Raw genomic sequence first — 20,625 nt, forward strand, 5'->3', positions numbered from 1 at the left:
CTGCTCCCCATGCGTACTGACCGCGTTCTCCATTCGGTGGACTCGCACACCGAGGGCATGCCGACGCGGGTGATCACCGGCGGCATGGGCGTGATTCCCGGTGCCACCATGTTCGAGCGGCGGGCGTACTTCCTCGAGCACCTGGACCACATCCGTGAGCTGCTGATGAACGAGCCCCGCGGGCACGCCGCGATGAGCGGCGCCATCCTGCAGCCGCCCACCCGGCCCGACGCCGACTACGGCGTGCTGTTCATCGAGGTGTCCGGGTGCCTGCCGATGTGCGGCCACGGCACCATCGGGGTGGCCACCGTCCTGGTGGAGACCGGCATGGTCGAAGTCACCGAACCGGTGACGACCATCCGGCTCGACACGCCCGCCGGGCTGGTCGTCGCGGAGGTGCACGTGAAGGACAAGGTGGCGGAGTCGGTGACTCTGACGAACGTGCCGTCCTTCGCCCTGGGGCTCGACCGGAAGGTGGAAGTGGCACCCTGGGGCCAGGTTTCGTACGACATGGCGTTCGGCGGGAACTTCTACGCCATCGTCCGGCTCGAGGAACTGGGCATCGGGTTCGACCGCGCGAACAAGGACCAGATCCTGAACGCCGGTCTGGCCATCATGGCGGCCATCGACGAGCAGGACCTCCCGGTGCACCCCGGGAACCCGGCGATCACCGGTTGCCACCACGTCTACCTCGCCGCGCCGGGCTCTGATGCCGTGCATTCCCGGCATGCGATGGCGATCTACCCGGGATGGTTCGACCGATCCCCCTGCGGCACCGGGACCAGCGCCCGGATGGCTCAGCTGCACGCGCGCGGAGAGTTGGCGCTGGACACCGACTTCGACAACGAATCGTTCATCGGGACCCACTTCATCGGGCGCCTCGTCGGACAGGGCGAGCTGAACGGCATCACCACCGTCATCCCGACCATCACCGGTCGCGCCTGGGTCACCGGCACCGCGCAGTACATGCTGGACCCACGGGATCCGTTCCCCCGCGGCTTCGTGCTGTAGCGCGCGGGCTGTGGAGCGCTTGAGGTAGCGCGTGCTGGAGCGCGCGTGCGGCGGCACCCGTGCGCCTGCGCCTTTCAGCGTGACCGATGCTTGAAGACGTTGCAGGGTTCGCCGATCGTCACAGTGTCCCTCAACAAGTTCGGGCTGAGTTCTCCAACAAGTTCGGGTTGACCCGGACGCGGAGGTGATCAGCCGACATGGCCGGGCTGCGGGATCGGATGGTGGCCGAGAACGACCTGCGACCGACGCCCTGTTCGGACGTCCGTCCTGGCCGTTCGGGGACGTCGTCCTCATGTGGGACCACGCCGTCGTCGCGCACGGATCTGGTCCAAGGCACGCCGGGCGGCTCTCCACGAGTACGTCGAGGCCGAATCGATGTCTCTGCGGATTTTTCAGGATGTACGCGACCGGCGACTGATCCCCTGGCGATACCGCCGGAAAATCGGATACTGCAGTAGATCGGTGCCTGTAGTCGGGCACCGAACTACTGCAATGATTGAATTTCCGCCGACAACGCGCGAGCACCCAACAGCCGCCCGAGGTCGGATCACCCCAGCCGGATTCGGCCGGTCCTGCACAGGCCATCTGAGAGCCGCACCGGTTTCAGCCGGCCGACGGCGCCAGCCCACCCGGGACCACAACTCGTGGGCCGGAAAGGTTTCGACAGAGAACCTATGATGCACAGATGGAGCCGGCCGACTTCTACACCGGCATCGTCGCGGAGCTCTACGATCCGCTCAAATCTTTCACCCAGCAGGCGCACCCCTACGCCCGGTTCATCCAGGAGGCGGGGCAGCCCGCTCTGGAACTCGGGTGCGGTGACGGCGAACCGCTTCTCGCGCTGCGCAGACTGGGCCTCGACGTGGAGGGCGTCGACTCCTCCGAAGACATGCTCGCCCGTTGCCGCGCAAGGGCGGACGCTGAGAACCTGGACGTCACGCTCCATCGGCAGAAGATGGAGGAGCTGGATCTGCCCCGGCGCTACCGATCCATCTTCCTGGCCGCCGGACGACGACGCGGCGCTGAACGCCCTCGGGCGGATCGCCACCCATCTGCAGGACGGTGGCACCGCGCTGATCCCGCTGTTCCTCCCCGACCCCACCCCGGCAGAACGCTTCGGCCGGATCAGAGAGACGACGGCGCCGGACGGAGCGGTCCTGCGGGTGTCGGTCGTGTCCGAGGAACGCAACGCCGCCGCACGGATCCAGCGGACCGTCCTGCGATACGAACGCCACGCCGACGACGGGAGCACGGTCCTGGACCGCCCGTGGATCCTGCACTGGCACACCCAGACGGGGTTTCGCGAGATCGCCGACGCCGCGGGTCTGGCCACCGTCGACGTCCGCGACACCGACGGCGCACCAGTGAGCAGCGAGGCGGCAGAGTTCACCTTCCTGCTGCGGCGGCGGACCGACTGACCCGGACGAAAGCTCAGGTCAGGACCACACCGCCCTGGACGACTGTGCGGTGTTCGGGCCCGGCCCAGAGCACGGACGGCTTGTCCATGACGTTCGCGTCGACGATCAGCAGATCAGCGACGCAGCCCTCCTGGACACGCCCGAGGTGCCGCCGGCGGATCAGGTTCGCATTGACCGACGTGGCCGACTGCAGGGCCAGGAAGACGCCGTCCACCTCGACCTGCACCCGCAGGCCATTGAGCTGTTCGTCCTCCAGCGGACCCATCAGGTCGGTCCCGAAACCGACCTCGACGCCGGCGCCCCGGGCCAGTTCGACGGCCTTGCGACCCGCCTCGAGCACCTCGCTGTTCTTCTGACGGGACACGGCCGCCATGCCGAGATCGCCACCGCGGCGCTCCATCGCGTCGTAGGTGATCAGGGTCGGCACCAGGAACGCACCCGCCACCGCCATCGCGACGGCCGTCTCGGCGTCGAGCAGGTTGCCGTGTTCGATGGTCCGGACCCCGTTGTCGATCGAATGCAGGATCGCCTCCGGGGAGTAGGCATGCGCCGCAACGTAACTCCCCCGGCGCGATGCTTCGGCCGCCACCACCTGGATTTCCTCCGGGGAGTACTGCGGGACCCGGATCGGGTCGGTCAGCGAGACGACCCCACCGGAGGTCATGATCTTGATCGCGTGGGCGCCGCGGCGGAACCGGTCACGGACCGCACGCCGCAGCGGGTCGACACCGTCGACCACCTCGCAGGTGTGCGCCGCACAGCCGCAGACCTCGCTGTCGGGACCACGGGGATCACCATGACCGCCGGTCTGGCTCAGCGCAGCCCCCAGCCAGAGGTAGCGGGGCGAGGCGATCAGCCCTTCGCCGATGGCCCTGGCCAGGCCGGCGTCTCCGCCGGCCGGGTCACGAATGGTGGTGAATCCCCTGGCCAGCGAGTTGGCCAGCCGGCGCGCACCGGTCAGCGCCACGTAGCTCAGCGGCAGGGACTCGAGCGCCAGCATGTTCAGGTCGATGCCGTAGGCGTGGCAGTGCGCGTCGATCAGGCCGGGCAGTACCGTCCCGCCTCGGGCGTCGATCACCCGGTCGGCCGGCAGCGCCGGCCCGCCGACCGACGCGATCCGCCCGTCCACCACGTGCACCGTGCCCTCGGTCAAATCAGGCGAGACACCGTCGAAGACCAACCCGTTGACGACCGAAAGGCTGGTCACCGCAATGCCTCCCGACGCCGCTCGGTGGCGGGCTCGTCGACCAGAGAACTCGAGGGATCCACCACCACACCGTAGTCCCGCTCGGCCGCCCGGACCGAGACGAACCCGTTGCGGACGTCGTGTGCGACCCGGGAGGGTTCGCGCAGCAGTGGACTACCGTATCCGCCGCCGCCGCTGCTCTGCCAGTCGAAACGTGCTCGTCAGCGCTCGGCGACAAGCTGTGTGACGACAGGGACGAGTTGGGTGTCGGTGACCGATCCCAACCAGATGTGGGCGACCCGGTGATCGTGGTCCAGGACGATCGTCGCGGGGATGGACGCGGTCGGAAAGCCCCGGATCGAGATGAGCGTCCTCATCGCGAAGTCCTCGATGGACGGGTAGGGGATGGATTTCTGGGTTTGGTAGTCCGCCCCGGCGCCCGGCTGGTCCTTGAGGTCGAGACCGAGGAACTGCGCGCCGCGCGGCTGCAGGAGATTCGCGGCGACGACGAGGGAGTCGGTCTCGGCTCGGCAGCCCCCGCACCACGATCCCCAGGCATTGAGGACGACCACCTTGCCCGAATAGCCGGACAGTGCAACGGTTCCGCCGTTGCCGACCTCAGGTCCGGAGAGCTCACCGATCGTCCCGCGCCGGCCCGCCGGATAGGCGAATTCGGTCTTCCCGCCGGGCGAGGTGAACACGAAAATTCCACCTTGGACGTTTGCGTCGGTGCCGCTCGAGCAGCCGGCCAGCAGCAACGCGACCGTGGCCATCACGGCAGTGACCTTCCGGGGGACGGCCGTCCGGCGGATGCTCGAGGTGCCCATCCGACAAATCTATCCGCTGGCCGGTGGTGCGCCCGTGGTGGCATCTTGACCAGACCGTCCAGTCATGCGGCGGTCGCACCGCAATCGGCAGGTCGGGGGGCAGACAAGTGCAGATCTCCGTGTTGGCGCTGTTCGCGCGCGACGACGACACACGCCAGGGGTTCCGTTGGGCTGCCACCCGCGCCGGCCTGACGGTGCTGGACCTGACGGCCGACCCATCGTCGGTGACGGCCGCCGCGGGTCCTGGAGTCGCAATCCGCGCCCCGGGCGGACTTGTCGCTTCGGCGATGGCGGCCGGGGCAACGGTCGTCCTGGCCGGGCCGACCCCGCAGTGGTTCGTCGGCCTGGATCCTGCGGTGACCGGACGGCAGTGGCAACTGTGCACACCCGCGCAGGCCAGGATCCTCCTGGCCGACGCGCCGACCTTCGTCAAATTGGCGGACAGCAAGCATGCAGCGTTTCCGGCGACCCGGTTCACCTCGGTGGGGGCTCTGGACAGAACGCTGGCCGCCGTCACCGATTCCGAGCACCTCGAATTGCTGGCCACCACCGGATGGCTCGCGATCGATTCGGAGTATCGGCTGTTCACGGTGACACGGGAGGTGGTGGCAGTCTCGCCCTACCGGGTGCAGGACGACCCCTGGAGTCCGTTGCTCCGCACCCATCGGGCGTCGTTCCACGACGAGGCGGCGCAGTGGGCGGAGACGTTCCTGGCGAGCCTGCCCGAGGGTCGGGTCCCTCCTGCTGCCGTCCTGGACGTCGCCCGCCTGACGGACGGCCGATTCGTCCTGCTGGAGGTCAACCAGTGTTGTGGCGCAGGGCTTTACGGATTCGATCCTGTCGGCGCACTCCGTGCGGTGCTGGCGGCGAACATCACCGGTGAGAGCGGTGGCGACGATCGGTCGCGCTGGCGACCGGACCCGGCCCTCCAGTACTGAGCCTGGTCCTCACCTCGGTGGCAGCCCCGGTGGTTCATGTCCATCCGACAGCGCCTCGATGCACGACGTCAGGCTACCGAGTAGCTCGCCCTGTCGACGGGCCGAGAGCGGGGCGAGCATCCGCTGCTCGACCACGGCAACCCGGTGGGAGGCGTCAGCGAGACGGGCGGCGCCGATCTTCGTCACGACCACGCGTTGTCTGCGGCCCGCTCCCTCGATCTCGATCAGGCCGGCGTGGCGCAGGCCCGAGAGCAATTGGTGGGTGGCCTGCCGGGTCACGAACACCCCCCTGGCCAGTTCCGCGTTCGTCAGACCCGGGTGCAGGGCGAGGAGTTCCAACGATGCGTATTGGGCAACGCTGAGTTCGCACTCGCGCAGCTCGGCATCCATCGTCGACCGCAACGCGACCGCGGCCCTCTTCAACGCGTAGCCGATTGATGTCGGGACATCGACTTGACTCATGTCAAGATCTTGACATAGATTCAATCTCGTCAAGTCCTTGACGAATCTTTGAGGAGAACCCGATGACCAGCACCGTGACAGGCCCCAGCTTTCTGGCTCTACAGGTCCGAGACGTGGAGGCCTCGGCAGCCTTCTACGAGTCCCAGCTGGGACTTGCCCGCGCACCCCAGTCGCCGCCCGGTGCAGTCGTCTTCACCACCTCGCCCATCGCCTTCGCCGTCCGGACACCCTCGCCCGGAACGGATCTGGAAAGTGGTCCGCTGGGACTCGGTATCGCCCTCTGGATGGCCACCGACAACGCCCAGGAGTTGCACGACCGGCTCGCGTCCGGCGGGGTGACGATCCTGGCGGCGCCGTTCCCTGGACCGTTCGGGCTCACCTTCGTGTTCCGCGATCCGGACGGCTACGCCATCACCATCCACAACGCCGGCTGAAACGGCGATCATCGCAATCAATATCCCCATTTGCCGAACCAGCCCGCCGCAAACTGGGCCATGCCGAGAACCGGAGAACGGGATGCCATGCCGGGCAGGCACGATGTGGGCAAGGATCGTCTTCAGCGCAATCTGAGCTCCTGACGGCGGTCGACGATCGCGCTGACGCGACGGGCGAGTCGATGAGCCGGCCGTTCGACCCCCCGGTGGAACAACTCGGCCGACATCAGCGCGGCGGCGGCGGCGGCAAGTACGGCGATGCCCAGCCAGGGCCAGGGCGTGGACGCCCTGACCAACAGGGCAGCAGCGACGATCACCGGCTCGTGCACCAGGTAGATGCTGAACGATCGGGAACCGGCCCACCGCAACGCCGCAGAGTTCAAGAACGTGACGACCGGACGTGCGCAGAGGCTCAACACCACGACCAGCATCGCACCGACCAGGGACAGGAACGTCGTCGTCGGCGCCCAGAATCCGGCGCCGACCGGCGACGGGAAACTGGGGCTGACCAACAGCACCACCCCGGCCACACCCGCGAGCGCGACCCGGCCCGGTTTTCTCAGACGCCCTGTTGCCAACGCTCGTACCCGAACCACGTTGAGCGCCAGCACCATCCCGATCCCGAACACCGGCAGATACTGCAGCAGACCGGACGTCAGGTAGTTGACGGCCGAGATCGACCGCACGCGCGTATCCGTCGCCCCCCAGGCCGACACGGCCGCCAACGCGCCGATGGTCGGCAACCACCATCTGCTGCGGGCGCACCGGCGCAGCGCGACGTAGCCGGCAGGCAGCATCAGCGAGAACCAGACTTCCCAGCGCAGCGACCACAGGGGTCCGTCGACCGTCGAGGTACCGAACAGGAGAACGGCGTCCTGGGCCTGGGACCTGGGCCCCGGGCCCTGATGGCCTCGCAGCCAGACGCTGCCGAAGGTATTGCTGCGCACCACCGCGGAGGCCAGCAGGATCGACCCCACCACCGCGCCCCAGACCGGGAGGTAGAGCCGCACCACGCGACCCGCATAGTAGGCGGGCCAGCCAAACCGACCGGTCGCGCCGAGTGGCAGGGTCAGCACGAACCCACTGAGCACGAAGAAGATCAGCACCGCCTCGGGACCCGCCCACAACGCCCGCAGCGGCGTCCGGTAGAGCCACCACACCACTGACCAGGTAGTGCTCGAGGCGGCCGTCTGCACCGCAGACCCGTCGGTCGGGATCGACATCGCCGGCAGGACCAGCAGAGCGTGATAGGCAAGCACCACCAGGGCGCACAGCCCTCGAAGTCCGTCCAGCGAGGCGTACCGCTTGTGCTCGGCCATCCCCCTGTGTCTACCGGCTCTGACTGTGCTACAACCATGTGTCCGCATGGCCGATCGCGCTCCCAGCATTAGACTTATGGCGTAAGCCGAATGTGTTCACGTGCATGACGTACGTTCCGTACATGGAAGCCACCCAGCTTCGGAAACCTGCCCGCAATGCGGTGCCGCCGTCTTCGTGATCCAGGAGTCACAGCCTTCGATGCTGGTCACCGACGGGCAGGTGCTGGTGCCGGTCACCACGCCGGTGTGCGCGAACGGTCACGAGTGGCACTCGCCCCGTGAGACCGCCTGAGCATCGCGTCGGCCCGAATGACCGGTGCGGTCGAGATCGTCCGACCGGCCGTGACCGGGCAGCTGGTGCTCGTTTCCGCTCCGATCCGCATCGCTGTCAGGGGCCGCTGCCAGCTTCCTGACCATTCCGATCTGACTGGCGAGGAGCCTGCAAAATGCGTGCGGAACCGTCTGGATGCCGACGGCATCGAGTACGGCTACCTCGACGGAGCACCCGGAATCGGCCGCAGGTCCTGCAGGAGTTCAAGAACGGCACCGCCCCTGTCTTCCTGATCAGCCTGAAGGCCGGTGGGGTCGGGCTCAACCTGACCGAGGCCGACTACTGCATGCTGCTGGATCCTCCACCCGTGCATCAGGCCAGGTGGGGTGCGAACTCCCTCCCCGCAATCCACCGGCGGTGTCGATTCATCAGGCGACTGTCGGTGTCGTAGGTCACGATGGCAGGGCGTCATCCGCCCCGGACCACTCACCGGGGCGACCGAACAGGGGTAGGAGCAGAGCTTGTTGGACACCAGATCATCGGCCGGCGGACAGCGGCCGGGCAGGGCGAAGTGGGGCAGATCCGGCGGGGGCAGGGCCAGATGGGGCAGGGCCAGATGGGGCAGAGCAGCCCGGATCAACAGTGGCGTCGCCGCCATTGCCGCGGCCGTCCTGGCCATCGCCCTGCTGCCGTCCCCGACCACCGGCGGCGCGTCGACCCGGACGGCGGTCGGCAACGCGTCTACCAGCACGGCCGTCGGTGGCGCGACGTCCGCCGGCACGGCGGCCCGGGCCACGCCCGCCCACCCCGGCCGCAGTCTGTCGAAGGACGTCATCGCGAACCTGTTCGAGTGGAACTGGCGGTCGGTCACCACGGAGTGCACCCACGTCCTCGGGCCCAACGGCTACGGAGCCGTCCAGGTCGCGCCGCCGCAGGACTCCGTCAAGCGCACGGCTCTCGGCAACGGCAGCAACACCGTTCTGCACCCGTGGTGGGAGGTCTACCAGCCGGTCGACTACCAATTGAACAGCCGGATGGGCAACGAGGCCCAGTTCAAGTCGATGGTCGCGACCTGCCGGAAGGCGGGCGTGCAGGTGATCGTCGATGCCGTCATCAACCACATGACGGGCCAGGGCAACGTTTCCTACGGCGGCGTGAGCTACACGAAGTACAACTATGCCGGCCTGTACTCGCCGGCCGACTTCCACAGCAGCCCGGCCGACTGTCCGGTACCGCCCACCGCGGGCAACGGCGACCAGAACGGTTCCATCGCCGACTTCAACAGCTACACGCAGGTCTTCAACTGCGAGTTGGTCGGTCTCAGCGATCTGCGCACGTCGTCGAACAAGGTCCGCGACACGCTGGCCGCCTACCTCAACAAGTTACTGGGCTATGGGGTCTCCGGCTTCCGGGTCGACGCCGCGAAGCACATCGGTCAGACAGACCTCGACGCCATCGAGTCGCGTCTGCACCGGACGGTCGACGGCACCCGTCCCTACCTCGCCCTCGAGGTGGGAACCGGGAGTCCAGGCCGTATCTCGCCCTTCGCGTTCCAGGCCCAGGGCAGCCTGCTGGGCTTCGACTTCGCTTCCCAGATCCAGTCCGCGTTCCGCAGCTACACCAGTGCCCCCGGCGGCAACATCGGTGATCTGAAGGTGTTCGGCGAGCAGTCCGGCCTCCTGCCGAGCAACCGGTCGCTGGCGTTCGTCGAGAACCACGACACCGAACGGAACAATTCGACGCTCAACTACAAGAGCGACGCCAACACCGTCGCCACCGAGTTCATGCTCGCCTACGGCTACGGAAGGCCCGCCGTCTACTCGAGCTTCGCCTGGACCACCACCGACGACGGGCCACCCTCGGACGCCAACGGAATGGTGACCGACACCGACTGCACGAACGGCTGGGTCTGCGTCGACCGGTTCACCGGGGTCGCCGACCTGGTCGGCTGGCACAACTACGCAGGGTCGGCCGAGGTGGCCAACTGGTGGGACGACGGCAACAACCTGGCCGCGTTCTCCAGAGGTGACCGGGCCTGGATCGCGATCAACAACGAGACCGCGGCCAGGACGGTCACCGTCGAGACGGGACTGCCGGCCGGGCGGTACTGCGACGTCATCCACGGCGCTCGACAGGGTCACGCCTGCTCCGGTCCCGTCGTGACGGTCGGCTCGCACGGCCGCGCGACGGTCACGGTGCCGGCCAAGGACTCGGTGGCGATCTACGCCCTGTCCCGGATCTGACGGCGACCGCCGGGTACGGATGCCCAGGCGTCCGTACCCGGCGGTCCTGGATGACGGCCTGAAGCCACCGAACGGAATGAGGTGCATCCCCGCTCGCGGTGGGCCCGGCCAGTCGGCAAACTGGTGGCATGACGGACGACTTCCACCCCGACCTTGTCCACGCCCAGCCCAACCTGCGGCACATCCGGGCCGACGAGATCGACGGCGAAACGGCTCAGACGTCAGGCATGCAGCGATTTGCCGCGATCAGCCGGTCGAAGGTCGGTTCGGAACGGCTCTGGATGGGGCAGACCCACGTGCGGCCGCTCATGCACTCGGACAACCATCATCACGGCGAGGCCGAAACGGCCATCTACGTCGTCAGCGGGTCGCCGGAATTCGTCTTCCTCGATGAGGAGACCGGCGAGGAGGTGAGGCTGCGGGCGGCGCCGGGGGACTATGTGTTCGTCCCGCCCTACACGCCTCACCGCGAGGAGAACAACCACCCTGACGTCGAGGCGGTCGTCGTCATCGCGCGGAGCACCCAGGAGGCCATCGTCGTCAACCTGCCGTCGCTCCGGGGCTGAGGGTGGACGCGCTGCGACTGTCGGTGACCGCGTCTATCTTGGGCCCATGATCGCCGTGGACTGGCTGCTCGACTCCGATCCGTCGCTGCGCTGGCAGGTGCTGCGCGATCTGACCGACTCACCCCCAGAGGTGGTGGCCGCCGAGCGCGCCCGCGTCGCGACGCAGGGGTGGGGTGCTCAGCTGCTCGCTCTGCGCGGCGACGACGGTCTGTGGGCCGGCGGAGCCTGCTTTCCCGCGGACTTCCGCGGCGACTTCTCCGGCGGTCAGCCCTGGACCTCCACGCTGCCCACCCTGCAACTGCTGCGCGACACCGGTATCGACCCGGATGCACCGGCCGTCCGCACGATGATCGCGGCGGTGCGGGAAGACTGCCGATGGGAGCACGCGGGGCAGCCGTTCTTCGCCGGCGAGGTCGAGCCGTGCATCAACGGGCGGACCGTCGCGATCGGAGCGTATTTCGGGGAGGAGGTGGACGGCATCGTCGCCCGGCTGCTCGGCGAGCAACTCGGAGACGGCGGCTGGAATTGCGAGGCGGAGAACGGATCCACGCGCGGATCGTTCGCGACCACGATCTGCGTGCTCGAGGGTTTGCTCGCCTACGAGCAGGCGACCGGTGGCTCGACGCAGACCCTCGCCGCTCGACGACGTGGGCACGAGTATCTGCTCGACCGCCGGCTGTTCCGGCGGCTGAGCACGGGTGAGGTGGTCGACCCCGACTGGCTGCGCTTCTCCTTCCCCACCTGGTGGCACTACGACGTGCTCCGCGCGCTGGACTACTTGCATGCCACCGGTGATGCGCCGGATCCACGCCTGGCCGAGGCGATCGCGCTGCTTCGCTCGAAGCAGCAGCCCGACGGCACCTGGCTACTGGAGCACACCCATCCCGGCGCGCAGCATTTCCTGATGGAAGACGGCGACGGACGACCCAGCCGCTGGAACACTCTCCGCGCCCTTCGGGTGCTGGACTGGTACGGCTCCACGGTCGACTAGAGCGTCTGTCCATCAGATCGGTTCCTGCGGCAGCACTCTCGCCAGGGCTATCGGGCGCGCGACTGGTCCCGGTCGTCGCCGGTCACTTCGAGCGGCACGCTCGTCACGTCACCCTGCATCTCGGCCCTGGCCTGCTCGGCCTCTGACTTCAGCTCTTCGTAGCGCGCTGCGGACTTCGGATCGTCCCTGGCCGCGTTGCGCTCACCCACCACCCGCACAAACCAGTCCCTGGGTGCTTCACCCGGTAGTCGCGTCATAGCTTTCAGTTAACACCTCTCGATGGCGCTCACGACTTACACATGAACTGAGGAGTTTGTGTGGGCTGGTAGGGAGAAACCTGGAACGTACGAAGTTCTCTCTTCGCCACACCACCGGAGGTTTGCCATGGCACTGGACGACAAGATCAGCAACAAGGCCGAGGAATTGGGCGGCAAGGCCAAGGAGGCGGCCGGCCACGCGACCGGCAACCAGGACCTCGAGGCCGAGGGCCAGGGCGACCAGGCCTCGTCGCACGTCAAGCAGGCGGGCGAGAAGATCAAGGACGCCGCGAAGGATCTCTTCGGCAAGTAGTCATCAGGACGGGTCGGCCCGCCGGATCAGTGATCCTCCGGCGGAGCGACCTTGTCCAGCAGTTCGGCCAGTACCCACCGTTCGGAGTCGTCGAGTTGCGCGAACAGATGCTCCCCAGCGGCGGCCCGCGCCTCGGCCATCTCTCGCTGCACGGCCAGCCCGTGCTCGGTCAGCCTGACCAGGATCGAGCGCCGGTTCTCCGGGTCGATGGCCCGCTCCACCAGCCCGGCCCGCTCCAGAGCGTCGACCAGACCCGTCGCCGAACGCGGCACGATGCCCATCCGTGACGCCAACTCACCCATTCGCCAGGGGCTCTCCCCCCTTGAGACCAGGCGGAGCATCCGCTCCTGCGCGGGGGTCAGGCCCAGCGGCGCCAACGCTTTGACCGAGGCGCGCCGAAGTCGGTGAGCAGACCGCATCAGCCGTTCGACCAGCTCGGCCGTGGTGATGGCGGGTGTGACACCCATTGCTGCCTTCCTCTCCGCTCACGGATCGAACCACCGGCCCACCGACCCACCGATGGACGGACCCACACGCCGACCTGCCGGGAATGGTCCGAGCGCCTTGGACGTTGACCCTGTCGTCTCCTCATCGTGAGTTTACCTCAGTATGCGCTACACTCACCAGTATGACGTAGAGACGCGCTCAACAGAAGGGAGTGCCCATGACCACGGCCACTCAGAACACCCGGAACCGACCATCCGGCGCCGGCGGCATCAATCGCACCCGCGGACCGAAGGACGACCGGCCCGCGCCGATCGCCCAGCCCGGCGACATCCACCGGATCTTCACCCTCTTCGCCGAGCATCGGGCCCGGCTGGCCATTGTCGGCCTGCTCATCGTCGCCTCGGCCCTGATCTCCCTCGCCTCCCCGTTCCTGCTCCGCAGCATCCTGGACGTCACCCTCCCCGGGCGGGACACCAGAGGCACGGTCCTGCTGGCCTCCGGCATGATCGCCGTGGCCATCGGCACCAGCGTGCTGGGCGTCATCCAATCCCGTCAGTCGACGCTCGTCGGGCAGGGCGTCATGCACCGCCTGCGCACCGCGGTCTACTCCCACCTGCAGAAACTCTCCCTCAGCTTCTACACGAAGACGCGCACCGGCGAGGTCCAGTCGCGCATCGCCAACGACATCGGGGCGATGCAGGCCACCGTCACGAACACCGCCACCAGCATCGTCTCCTCCGGCACCACGGTGATCGCGACCTTCGTCGCGATGCTGGCGCTGGACTGGAAGCTGACGCTGGTCAGCCTCGTGCTGGTCCCGCTGTTCGTCTGGATCTCCCGCAAGGTCGGCAGCATGCGTCGGCAGATCGCGACCAACCGTCAGGAGCGGATGGCCGACATGTCGTCGATGGTCGCCGAGTCCCTCTCGGTGTCCGGCGTGCTGCTGACCAAGACGATGGGTCGCAGTGACCAGCTCTCCCAACGTTTCTCGAAGGCATCGTCCGAACTGGCCGACCTCGAGGTCCGGTCCGCGATGACCGGCCGCTGGCGTCAGTCGACCATCGGGATCATCATCTCGGTGCTGCCCGCAGCCATCTACCTGGCTGCCGCGTTCACCGTCTCCGGCACCACCGGGGTGGTGTCGATCGGGACCCTGGTCGCCTTCACGACCCTGCAGGGCCAGCTCTTCCGCCCGATGATGCAACTGCTGTCCACCGGCGTCGACCTGCAGACCTCGCTCGCGATGTTCCGCCGGGTGTTCGACTACCTCGATCTACCCATCGAGATCAAGGAACCGGTGGAGCCGGTCCGGCTCCAGATCCTCGCCGGTGAACTGCGTTTCGACAACGTGAGCTTCGCCTACCCGGGGACGGAATCGAAGACCCTCGACCACATCGACCTGACGATCGCGCCCGGGCACCACGTGGCCGTCGTCGGTGCCACCGGCTCCGGCAAGACCACCCTGGGCTACCTGGGCGCCCGGTTGTACGAACCCGATCTCGGCACCGTCACCCTCGACGGGGTCCCGCTGGGCGACCTGACGCAGGTCGACCTGGCCGGCGCGATCGGCATCGTCTCCCAGGAGACCTACCTCCTGCACGCCTCGATCGCGGAGAACCTCCGATTCGCCAAACCCGATGCCACGCAACAGGAACTGGAAGATGCCGCGGGTGCGGCACAGATCCACGAACTGATCGCCGGACTCCCGGCGGGCTACGAAACCGTCGTCGGCGAGCGTGGCTATCGATTCTCCGGAGGCGAGAAGCAGCGTCTGGCCATCGCCAGGATCATCCTGCGCGACCCGAAGGTGCTGATCCTGGACGAGGCCACCAGTGCGCTGGACACCCGCACAGAGGCGGCGGTCGTCAAGGCCATCTCGGCCATCTCGCAGGACCGCACGACCCTGACCATCGCCCACCGGCTGTCCACCGTGCGTGACGCCGACGAGATCGTCGTGATGGACCACGGCCGGATCATCGAACGTGGAACCCACGACGAACTGCTGGCCGCCGACGGCGCCTACGCCCGATTGATCGCCCGGGACAACGCGTCTCGGGGTCCTGACCGGCCGTCGATACCCTGACCCGCATGATCCCGACCGGTGCGACCGCTGACCCGCTCGACCCCGACCCGCAGGACCCCGACCGGCACGACCCCGACGGCACGACCCCGACCGGCATGACCGCTGACCCGCCGGCGTCGAGGCCGTTGCTCATCGTCATGGCCGGCCTTCCGGGGTCCGGGAAGAGCACGCTGGCCGGAGACGTCGCCCGCGCCCTGGCCGCGCCGGTCCTGGCGGTGGACCCGATCGAGGCCGCTCTGTACCGCTCGGGCATCGAACGTGACCAACCCGCGGGCCTGGCCGCCTACGTGGTGGCCGAGGCACTGGCTGCCGAACAGCTCGCCCTCGGAATGACGGTCGTCATCGACGCGGTGAACGACGCGGTTCCGGCTCGTCAGCAGTGGATCGACCTGGCACAGCGCAGCGGCGTCGAGGTTCGGTTCCTCGAGGTCCGCTGCTCCGACGAACGAGTGCACCGGGCCCGACTCCGCGCCCGTCAACGCAATCTCGGTGACTTCCGGGAGCCGACCTTGGAGTCGGTCGAACAACGGCGCGCCGGCTTCGACGGTTGGGTGCAGCCGCGTCTGCGACTCGATGCCATGGCTGATCGGGCCCACAACCTGCGGGCCGCCCTGCTTTACCTGGAACGCGACATCCGGATGGCCGAGTGATCGATCCGGCTACTGATCGATCGGCTGCTCCACCTTTCGAAGGAGCCGAGGTGGTTGTGCAGCGCCCGGAACAACGGCTACAACTGTGGATGGTCGACCCGGGCGTGGGGTGCGGGTCCGATCAGGCGCAGGAGAGCCGAGGGCTGTTCTGCGTGGAGACGGGTTCGTCGGGGACCCGTCGCAGGCGCAATTTCATCCGGCCGCCCTCAGACGATCGCACCCTCACCAGTTCCGGCAGCGCGGCCTTCGGGGCCGGAATGGTGATCACGGTGAAGAGCTTCTCCAGGGCGGACTCCACCTCGGCCTTCCAGCCGATCCCGGACGCCAGCTCGAACCGCAGACGCGGGTAGCGCCGGTGGGTCTGGATGTCGGTGAACCCCACGGCGCGCGCAAAGTCGGCCGGTAGCAAGCACTTCGGCAACTCCTGCTCGCCCTGTCCGTCGAGCCGGCCGGCCACCCGCTCCTGGTCGTCACCCTGCTCGACGCCGAAAAGTTCGATGGCCCGCACGCCACGGCTGGTCAACGTCTTGATGACGCCGTTCATCAGGAAGCGGGCCAACCCCTGACCGCGGAACTCCGGCATGATGCGCGCGGTGGTCAGCAGGACGGCATCCGGTGACACCGGGGAGGTCGGGAACGCGGCCGCTCCCGGCACGGCGGTCGGCGGCGCGAACAGGGCGAAGCCGGCCGGTTTCTCGTCGACCGTGACGATCTGACCGGCCGAACCCCAGGTGAGCATCACCCCGGAGAGCCAGACCTCCTTCTCGAAACCGGCCAGATCGGACTCGAGGCCGACCGCGGCGGAGGAAGGGAGTTCCCAGGTCACGCACGACCTGCACTGCTCGGGCAGATCGCCGATGGACGACATGGAGAGCGGCACCAGTGCTCGCGTCACTCTGCGTCGCGCTCCTTCGGTTCGCCCCTGATGTCCTGCTCGCTGACCTCGTCGCGTCCCGCCGGCAACCGACCCGGCGACAGCGCAACCTTCACAGAATAGGTGCGATCGGGCGGAGCGCGCGAGGTTGTGACGACGATGACCCGTGCCCGACCGGACCATCACGACCGGGATCGGCAGTGGGGTCAGTGGATCCGGCAACCGGCCCGCCAGGTCCCGAGCACGGAAGCGGAGGCCACCTCGGCGAGCGAGGCACGTGACGGGTCGACGGCGAGCCACACCAGATCGGCGACGGCGCCGACGGCCAGCGTCCCCGCGTCGTCGCGGAACCCCTGCCGTGCCACGCCCGCCGTGTAGGCGGTGAACGATTCACGCAGGCCGATGCGCTCCCGCGGATACCAGCCGCCGGCCGGCTCACCCTCCGGTGTCTGCCTGGTCACCGCCGTGACCAGGCCGGCCAGCGGCGAGACCGCGGTGACCGGCCAGTCGCTGCCGAAACTGATCAGGCCCCCGTCGGCCAGCACCGAGCCGATCGGGTACTGCAGCGCGGCACGTCGCGGTCCGATCCGCGGAATGGTCAGCACCTCCTGCAGCGGGTCGGGCTGCGCCCACAGCGGCTGGAAGCAGGAGATCACGCCCAGAGCCGGGAGTCGCGCCAGGTCATCCGGGTCGATCACCTGGAGATGCGCGATGACGGGCCGGAGGTCACCACCGGAGATGACGTCGCCGGAGGCCTCGATCGCGTCCAGCGCGTCCCGGACGGCAGCGTCTCCGATCGCATGCAGGTGCACCTGGAACCCGGCCGCCGAGAACGCGGCCACCGCCTTCCGGAGTTCGGTGGGGACCCAGTTCGGCATCCCGCGGCTGTGCGGGCAGTCCGTGTACGGCTCGAGCATCGACGCGGTCCCTGATTCGATGACACCGTCCACGAAGAACTTCACCGTGCGCGCCGTCAGCAGTTCGTGGCCGGCGGCCATCACCCGGTCCCGCCGGGCGGCGAAGACGGCGACCTGGTCCTGCCAACCCATCGGATCGGCGCGGAATGCGAGGTTGACGGCCACCACGAGGGCTCCGCTCGCGGCCGCTGCCAGGTAGGCCGCGAGGTCGACCTCCTCGACCCAGGCGTCCTGCACCCACGTCAGGCCGGCGGCGGCGCAGATGGTCGTCGCCTCCCCGATGGCGGCCACCGCGACTGCCGGTTCCGGCCGCGGCATCGCCGCGAAGACCGGATCGGTCGCGCCCCACTCCCGCAGCGTCCCGACCGGACGGCCGTCGGCCCGACGCACGATGTCGCCGTCGGGCGGGTCCGGGGTGTCGACCGTGATGCCGGACCGGAGCAGCGCCTCGGTGTTGCACCAGAGCGTGTGATAGTCGGTGCCGCGCAGCACCACCGGCCGATCGCCGACGACGGCGTCCAGCCAGTGCGCGTCGAAGATGCCGTCGGGGGTGAGCGCGAGGTCGAAGCCGGCGCCGTAGATCCACGGCGCGTCCGGATGGGCGGCCGCCCAGGTCCGGACACCGTCCAGCACCGCTGCCAGGCTGGTTCCCCTGACCGGGGCGAACCGGCCCTCCAGGCCGGCCTGCACCGGGTGGGCGTGTCCGTCCCCGAAGGCCGGCAGCAGGGTGCCGTCCTGCAGATCGATGCGCTCCGTTCCCGGTGGCGCCGTGAGATGTTCGCCCACTGCGGCGATCCGGCCTCCGACCACCAGCAGTTCGGCCGGCTGCGGTTCCGCCTGGTCCGCCGGGCTCCACAGCAGACCTCCCACGAACACGGTGCTGGTCACGTCGATTCCTCCCGGGCTCCGATGCATCGTTTCACCCCACTCCGCCAACGGGTGCGAGGCGATAATCTCCTCCAGGGTTCCCCAGTAGGGGATATCTCGGGTTCCGCTGCGGACGTCGTGCGAGCAAACTGTTCCCGTCCAGATCGTCCCGCGTCGTCCCCCCGATCACCCGCCCACCGGCACCAGATGACCACCGGCACCAGATGAGAACCGGCACCGGACGAGAACCGCCAACAGATGAAAGAGGCACCTCGCGATGACCAAGGCCGATCAAGCCGAGGACGCAACCGCTACCTCGACGCCGCCGAAGGTGGGTCAGCGCAAGCTCCCTCGCGGCATCCCGTTCTTCGCCATCATCGCCGTCGCGATCGTCGCATTCCTGGCCGGCGGCGCCGGCGGCGCCTACCAGGGCAAGTTGTCCGAGGTACAGAAGAACGACAACTCCTCGTACCTGCCGGGCAGCGCCGAATCGACCAGGGCCGGCAACGAGGCCGCACGGTTCAGCACCGCCCAGTCGCTCCCGGGGTTCCTGGTGTTCCAGCGGACGTCCGGACTGACCCCGGGGGACAAGACCGCCATCGCCGGTGTCCTGGCCAGGATCAGCACCCTGCCGGGCGTCGATGCGCAGGCCGTCACTCCGGTCACCTTCTCGGGCGACGGCACCGCCGCCGCCATCTATGCGCCACTGGTCGCGAAGCAGAACGGGGTCGCCGTCAACGGAAACACCCTGTCCTCCAACGAGACCGCGCTCGTCGATGCTGCCAAGGTCGGGCTGCCCGAGGGCCTGGTGGTCCATCCGGCCGGTGCCGGCGGACTGCTGGTGGCGTTCATCAGCGCCTTCGGGGGGCTGGACGGCACGCTGCTGATCGCCGCGGGCGGCATCGTCATCCTGATCCTGCTGCTGGTCTATCGATCTCCCGTGCTGTGGTTCTTCCCGCTGTTCTCCGCCGTGCTGGCCCTCGGTCTCTCGTCGATGGTGATCTACTTCCTGGCCAAGAACGACGTGCTGACCCTGACGGGGCAGAGCCAGGGGATCCTCTCGGTGCTGGTCCTCGGGGCAGGGACCGACTACGCCCTGCTGCTGATCTCCCGGTATCGGGAGGAGCTGCACAACTACGAGCGGCGCACCGACGCGATGATCAAGGCGTGGCGGGAGTCTGCGCCTGCCATCTTCGCATCCGGGGCGACCGTCATCATCGGCCTGCTCTGCCTGAGTTTTTCCGAGCTGAACTCGAACAAGAGCCTCGGGCCGGTCGCCGCGATCGGGATCGCCTGCACGTTGCTGATCATGATGTCGTTCCTGCCGGTGTCTCTCGCGCTCGCCGGTCGGTGGGTATTCTGGCCGCGGCGCCCGACCACGCAGACCCCGGCGCCGGAGCCGGGGACAGCCGGGATCTGGGGCCGGGTGGCACGTTTCATCGGTGCCCACCACCGCCGGGCCTGGATCGGCGCCGGCGTCCTGCTGCTGCTGTGCCTGATCGGGATCGGTGGTCTGAAGACCAGCGGCCTGACGATCGCCCAGGGCTTCACCAATACGCCGGACGCGGTGCTGGGTCAGAACATCTACGACGCCAAGTTCGACAAGGGCGTCGGGGCGCCGGCGGTCATCGCGGTGAACGCCTCGCAGGTGTCGCAGGCCATCGCCGTCGTGCAGCACGTACCGGGTGTGCAGAGCACGGCCGGTTCGGTCTGCGTCCAGGTCGACTACGCGAAACTTGCGGCGCTCCGGGCATCGGTCGGATCCGGGGGCGCTCCGGCAGGCGCCACCGCCGGGTGTGCGCCGGCCGCCCTCCAGGTGCAGCCGATCGACGGCCGGACGATCGTCAACGCGGTGCTCGCCGACTCCTACGACTCGAAGGCCGCGTACGACACCATTGCCCGGCTGCGCACTGCCGTGCACGCGGTGCCGGGAGCGGACGCCCTGGTGGGCGGGCAGTCGGCGGCGACCCTGGACGTGCAGATGGCATCCGTGCACGACCGCAACCTGATCATCCCGATCGTGCTCGTCGTCATCTTCGTCGTGCTGGCGCTGCTGCTCCGGGCGCTGCTCGCGCCGCTGCTGTTGATCGTGACGGTGGTGCTGTCCTTCGGCGCCACCCTGGGCGTGTGTGGTTTCGTGTTCGACCACCTGTTCAAGTTCGCGGGGGCGGACCAGTCGTTCCCGCTGTTCGCCTTCGTGTTCCTGGTGGCACTCGGGATCGACTACAACATCTTCCTGATGACGCGTGTCCGGGAGGAGACGCTCCGGTTCGGCACCCGTGCCGGGGTGCTGCGCGGGCTCTCGGTGACCGGCGGCGTGATCACCTCGGCGGGCGTCGTGCTGGCGTCGACGTTCGCCGTGCTCGGGGTTCTGCCGCTGGTGTTCCTGGCCGAACTGGGTTTCGCGGTGGCGTTCGGTGTGTTGCTGGACACCCTGATCGTCCGGACGATCCTGGTGCCGGCCCTGGCCCACGACATCGGCCGCAAGATCTGGTGGCCCTCGAAACTGGCGACCGGACCGGAGTGATGCCGGCGAGTGTGCGCACCACAG

The 20,625-nt window shown here is 68.3% G+C and carries 19 protein-coding genes and 2 pseudogenes; 13 read left to right on the forward strand and 8 right to left on the reverse strand.

Annotated elements, in window-relative coordinates:
• Window positions 1-9: 9 nt before the first annotated feature.
• The 3 genes and pseudogenes from H7F38_RS03530 (at window position 10) to H7F38_RS25825 (ending at window position 2,429) form a co-directional block, all read left to right on the forward strand.
• The gene (locus H7F38_RS03530) at window positions 10-1,011 is read left to right on the forward strand and encodes a proline racemase family protein (RefSeq protein ID WP_187092888.1); all 1,002 of its coding nucleotides are present in this window, start codon (window positions 10-12) and stop codon (window positions 1,009-1,011) included.
• A gap of 685 nt (window positions 1,012-1,696) precedes the next feature.
• A pseudogene (locus H7F38_RS26445) lies at window positions 1,697-1,945 on the forward strand (class I SAM-dependent methyltransferase); the annotation flags it as partial.
• Window positions 1,830-2,429, forward strand: a complete 600-nt coding sequence (locus tag H7F38_RS25825) for a hypothetical protein (RefSeq protein WP_255498228.1) — start codon at window positions 1,830-1,832, stop codon at window positions 2,427-2,429. The pseudogene H7F38_RS26445 and the gene H7F38_RS25825, both read left to right, overlap by 116 nt.
• Window positions 2,430-2,442: 13 nt before the next feature.
• On the opposite strand, the gene H7F38_RS03540 is transcribed toward H7F38_RS25825, so the two are convergent.
• Window positions 2,443-3,636: an amidohydrolase family protein gene (locus H7F38_RS03540; RefSeq protein ID WP_222618415.1), complete on the reverse strand. Its 1,194-nt coding sequence runs from the start codon at window positions 3,634-3,636 to the stop codon at window positions 2,443-2,445.
• Between the two features lie 200 nt (window positions 3,637-3,836).
• Window positions 3,837-4,442: a TlpA disulfide reductase family protein gene (locus tag H7F38_RS03545; RefSeq protein WP_187092889.1), complete on the reverse strand. Its 606-nt coding sequence runs from the start codon at window positions 4,440-4,442 to the stop codon at window positions 3,837-3,839.
• A gap of 107 nt (window positions 4,443-4,549) precedes the next feature.
• Here H7F38_RS03545 and H7F38_RS03550 point away from each other — a divergent pair, with 107 nt between their 5' ends.
• Window positions 4,550-5,380, forward strand: a complete 831-nt coding sequence (locus H7F38_RS03550; protein WP_187092890.1) for an ATP-grasp domain-containing protein — start codon at window positions 4,550-4,552, stop codon at window positions 5,378-5,380.
• A 9-nt stretch (window positions 5,381-5,389) separates the two neighbouring features.
• On the opposite strand, the gene H7F38_RS03555 is transcribed toward H7F38_RS03550, so the two are convergent.
• Complete coding sequence (locus tag H7F38_RS03555; RefSeq protein WP_187092891.1) at window positions 5,390-5,842, reverse strand: MarR family winged helix-turn-helix transcriptional regulator; 453 nt, start codon at window positions 5,840-5,842, stop codon at window positions 5,390-5,392.
• 62 nt (window positions 5,843-5,904) lie between these two features.
• Between H7F38_RS03555 and H7F38_RS03560 the strand changes: the two genes are divergently transcribed.
• Window positions 5,905-6,276 (forward strand): VOC family protein, encoded by a 372-nt coding sequence (locus H7F38_RS03560; RefSeq protein ID WP_187092892.1) that lies wholly within the window; start codon window positions 5,905-5,907, stop codon window positions 6,274-6,276.
• Window positions 6,277-6,398: 122 nt separating this feature from the next.
• Here H7F38_RS03560 and H7F38_RS03565 read toward each other — a convergent pair whose 3' ends face one another.
• A complete protein-coding gene (locus H7F38_RS03565; RefSeq protein WP_187092893.1) occupies window positions 6,399-7,595 on the reverse strand; it encodes an acyltransferase in 1,197 nt (398 codons plus the stop codon).
• Between the two features lie 450 nt (window positions 7,596-8,045).
• Between H7F38_RS03565 and H7F38_RS03570 the strand changes: the two are divergent.
• The 4 genes and pseudogenes from H7F38_RS03570 to H7F38_RS03585 form a co-directional block, all read left to right on the forward strand.
• Window positions 8,046-8,317 (forward strand): annotated as a pseudogene (locus H7F38_RS03570) (helicase-related protein); the annotation flags it as partial.
• Between the two features lie 70 nt (window positions 8,318-8,387).
• On the forward strand, window positions 8,388-10,109 hold the full coding sequence (locus H7F38_RS03575) for an alpha-amylase family protein (RefSeq protein ID WP_187092894.1): 1,722 nt from the start codon (window positions 8,388-8,390) through the stop codon (window positions 10,107-10,109).
• Between the two features lie 128 nt (window positions 10,110-10,237).
• On the forward strand, window positions 10,238-10,675 hold the full coding sequence (locus H7F38_RS03580) for a cupin domain-containing protein (protein WP_187092895.1): 438 nt from the start codon (window positions 10,238-10,240) through the stop codon (window positions 10,673-10,675).
• A gap of 46 nt (window positions 10,676-10,721) precedes the next feature.
• Entirely contained in the window at window positions 10,722-11,666 is a 945-nt protein-coding gene (locus H7F38_RS03585; protein WP_187092896.1) for a hypothetical protein, read from the forward strand.
• A 47-nt stretch (window positions 11,667-11,713) separates the two neighbouring features.
• On the opposite strand, the gene H7F38_RS03590 is transcribed toward H7F38_RS03585, so the two are convergent.
• Entirely contained in the window at window positions 11,714-11,923 is a 210-nt protein-coding gene (locus H7F38_RS03590) for a hypothetical protein (RefSeq protein WP_187092897.1), read from the reverse strand.
• Between the two features lie 127 nt (window positions 11,924-12,050).
• Between H7F38_RS03590 and H7F38_RS03595 the strand changes: the two genes are divergently transcribed.
• Window positions 12,051-12,236 (forward strand): CsbD family protein, encoded by a 186-nt coding sequence (locus H7F38_RS03595; RefSeq protein ID WP_187092898.1) that lies wholly within the window; start codon window positions 12,051-12,053, stop codon window positions 12,234-12,236.
• A 26-nt stretch (window positions 12,237-12,262) separates the two neighbouring features.
• On the opposite strand, the gene H7F38_RS03600 is transcribed toward H7F38_RS03595, so the two are convergent.
• Window positions 12,263-12,703: a MarR family winged helix-turn-helix transcriptional regulator gene (locus H7F38_RS03600; RefSeq protein WP_187092899.1), complete on the reverse strand. Its 441-nt coding sequence runs from the start codon at window positions 12,701-12,703 to the stop codon at window positions 12,263-12,265.
• Window positions 12,704-12,900: 197 nt separating this feature from the next.
• Between H7F38_RS03600 and H7F38_RS03605 the strand changes: the two genes are divergently transcribed.
• Together H7F38_RS03605 and H7F38_RS03610 are read left to right on the forward strand one after the other, a co-directional pair.
• Window positions 12,901-14,766 carry an ABC transporter ATP-binding protein gene (locus H7F38_RS03605; RefSeq protein WP_187092900.1) on the forward strand — a complete coding sequence of 622 codons (1,866 nt, stop codon included), beginning with the start codon at window positions 12,901-12,903 and terminating at the stop codon, window positions 14,764-14,766.
• Between the two features lie 5 nt (window positions 14,767-14,771).
• The gene (locus H7F38_RS03610) at window positions 14,772-15,416 is read left to right on the forward strand and encodes an AAA family ATPase (protein WP_222618417.1); all 645 of its coding nucleotides are present in this window, start codon (window positions 14,772-14,774) and stop codon (window positions 15,414-15,416) included.
• 121 nt (window positions 15,417-15,537) lie between these two features.
• Here H7F38_RS03610 and H7F38_RS03615 read toward each other — a convergent pair whose 3' ends face one another.
• A complete protein-coding gene (locus H7F38_RS03615) occupies window positions 15,538-16,311 on the reverse strand; it encodes a GNAT family N-acetyltransferase (protein WP_187092901.1) in 774 nt (257 codons plus the stop codon).
• 185 nt (window positions 16,312-16,496) lie between these two features.
• On the reverse strand, window positions 16,497-18,095 hold the full coding sequence (locus H7F38_RS03620; RefSeq protein WP_187092902.1) for an amidohydrolase: 1,599 nt from the start codon (window positions 18,093-18,095) through the stop codon (window positions 16,497-16,499).
• A 256-nt stretch (window positions 18,096-18,351) separates the two neighbouring features.
• Between H7F38_RS03620 and H7F38_RS03625 the strand changes: the two genes are divergently transcribed.
• Complete coding sequence (locus H7F38_RS03625; protein WP_187092903.1) at window positions 18,352-20,601, forward strand: MMPL family transporter; 2,250 nt, start codon at window positions 18,352-18,354, stop codon at window positions 20,599-20,601.
• The last annotated feature ends 24 nt before the right edge of the window (window positions 20,602-20,625 follow it).

It is taken from the genome of Nakamurella sp. PAMC28650 (assembly GCF_014303395.1).
Classification (GTDB): Bacteria; Actinomycetota; Actinomycetes; order Mycobacteriales; family Nakamurellaceae; genus Nakamurella.

Bases quoted from the DNA above. Each gene is read 5' to 3' on its own strand.
- H7F38_RS03560 (WP_187092892.1), top strand. From the start codon at position 5,905: ATGACCAGCACCGTGACAGGCCCCAGCTTTCTGGCTCTACAGGTCCGA.
- H7F38_RS03580 (WP_187092895.1), top strand. From the start codon at position 10,238: ATGACGGACGACTTCCACCCCGACCTTGTCCACGCCCAGCCCAACCTG.
- H7F38_RS03610 (WP_222618417.1), top strand. From the start codon at position 14,772: ATGATCCCGACCGGTGCGACCGCTGACCCGCTCGACCCCGACCCGCAG.
- H7F38_RS03625 (WP_187092903.1), top strand. From the start codon at position 18,352: ATGACCAAGGCCGATCAAGCCGAGGACGCAACCGCTACCTCGACGCCG.
- H7F38_RS03605 (WP_187092900.1), top strand. From the start codon at position 12,901: ATGACCACGGCCACTCAGAACACCCGGAACCGACCATCCGGCGCCGGC.
- H7F38_RS03595 (WP_187092898.1), top strand. From the start codon at position 12,051: ATGGCACTGGACGACAAGATCAGCAACAAGGCCGAGGAATTGGGCGGC.
- H7F38_RS03530 (WP_187092888.1), top strand. From the start codon at position 10: ATGCGTACTGACCGCGTTCTCCATTCGGTGGACTCGCACACCGAGGGC.
- H7F38_RS03600 (WP_187092899.1), bottom strand. From the start codon at position 12,703: ATGGGTGTCACACCCGCCATCACCACGGCCGAGCTGGTCGAACGGCTG.
- H7F38_RS03565 (WP_187092893.1), bottom strand. From the start codon at position 7,595: ATGGCCGAGCACAAGCGGTACGCCTCGCTGGACGGACTTCGAGGGCTG.
- H7F38_RS03545 (WP_187092889.1), bottom strand. From the start codon at position 4,442: ATGGGCACCTCGAGCATCCGCCGGACGGCCGTCCCCCGGAAGGTCACT.
- H7F38_RS03555 (WP_187092891.1), bottom strand. From the start codon at position 5,842: ATGAGTCAAGTCGATGTCCCGACATCAATCGGCTACGCGTTGAAGAGG.
- H7F38_RS03585 (WP_187092896.1), top strand. From the start codon at position 10,722: ATGATCGCCGTGGACTGGCTGCTCGACTCCGATCCGTCGCTGCGCTGG.
- H7F38_RS03590 (WP_187092897.1), bottom strand. From the start codon at position 11,923: ATGACGCGACTACCGGGTGAAGCACCCAGGGACTGGTTTGTGCGGGTG.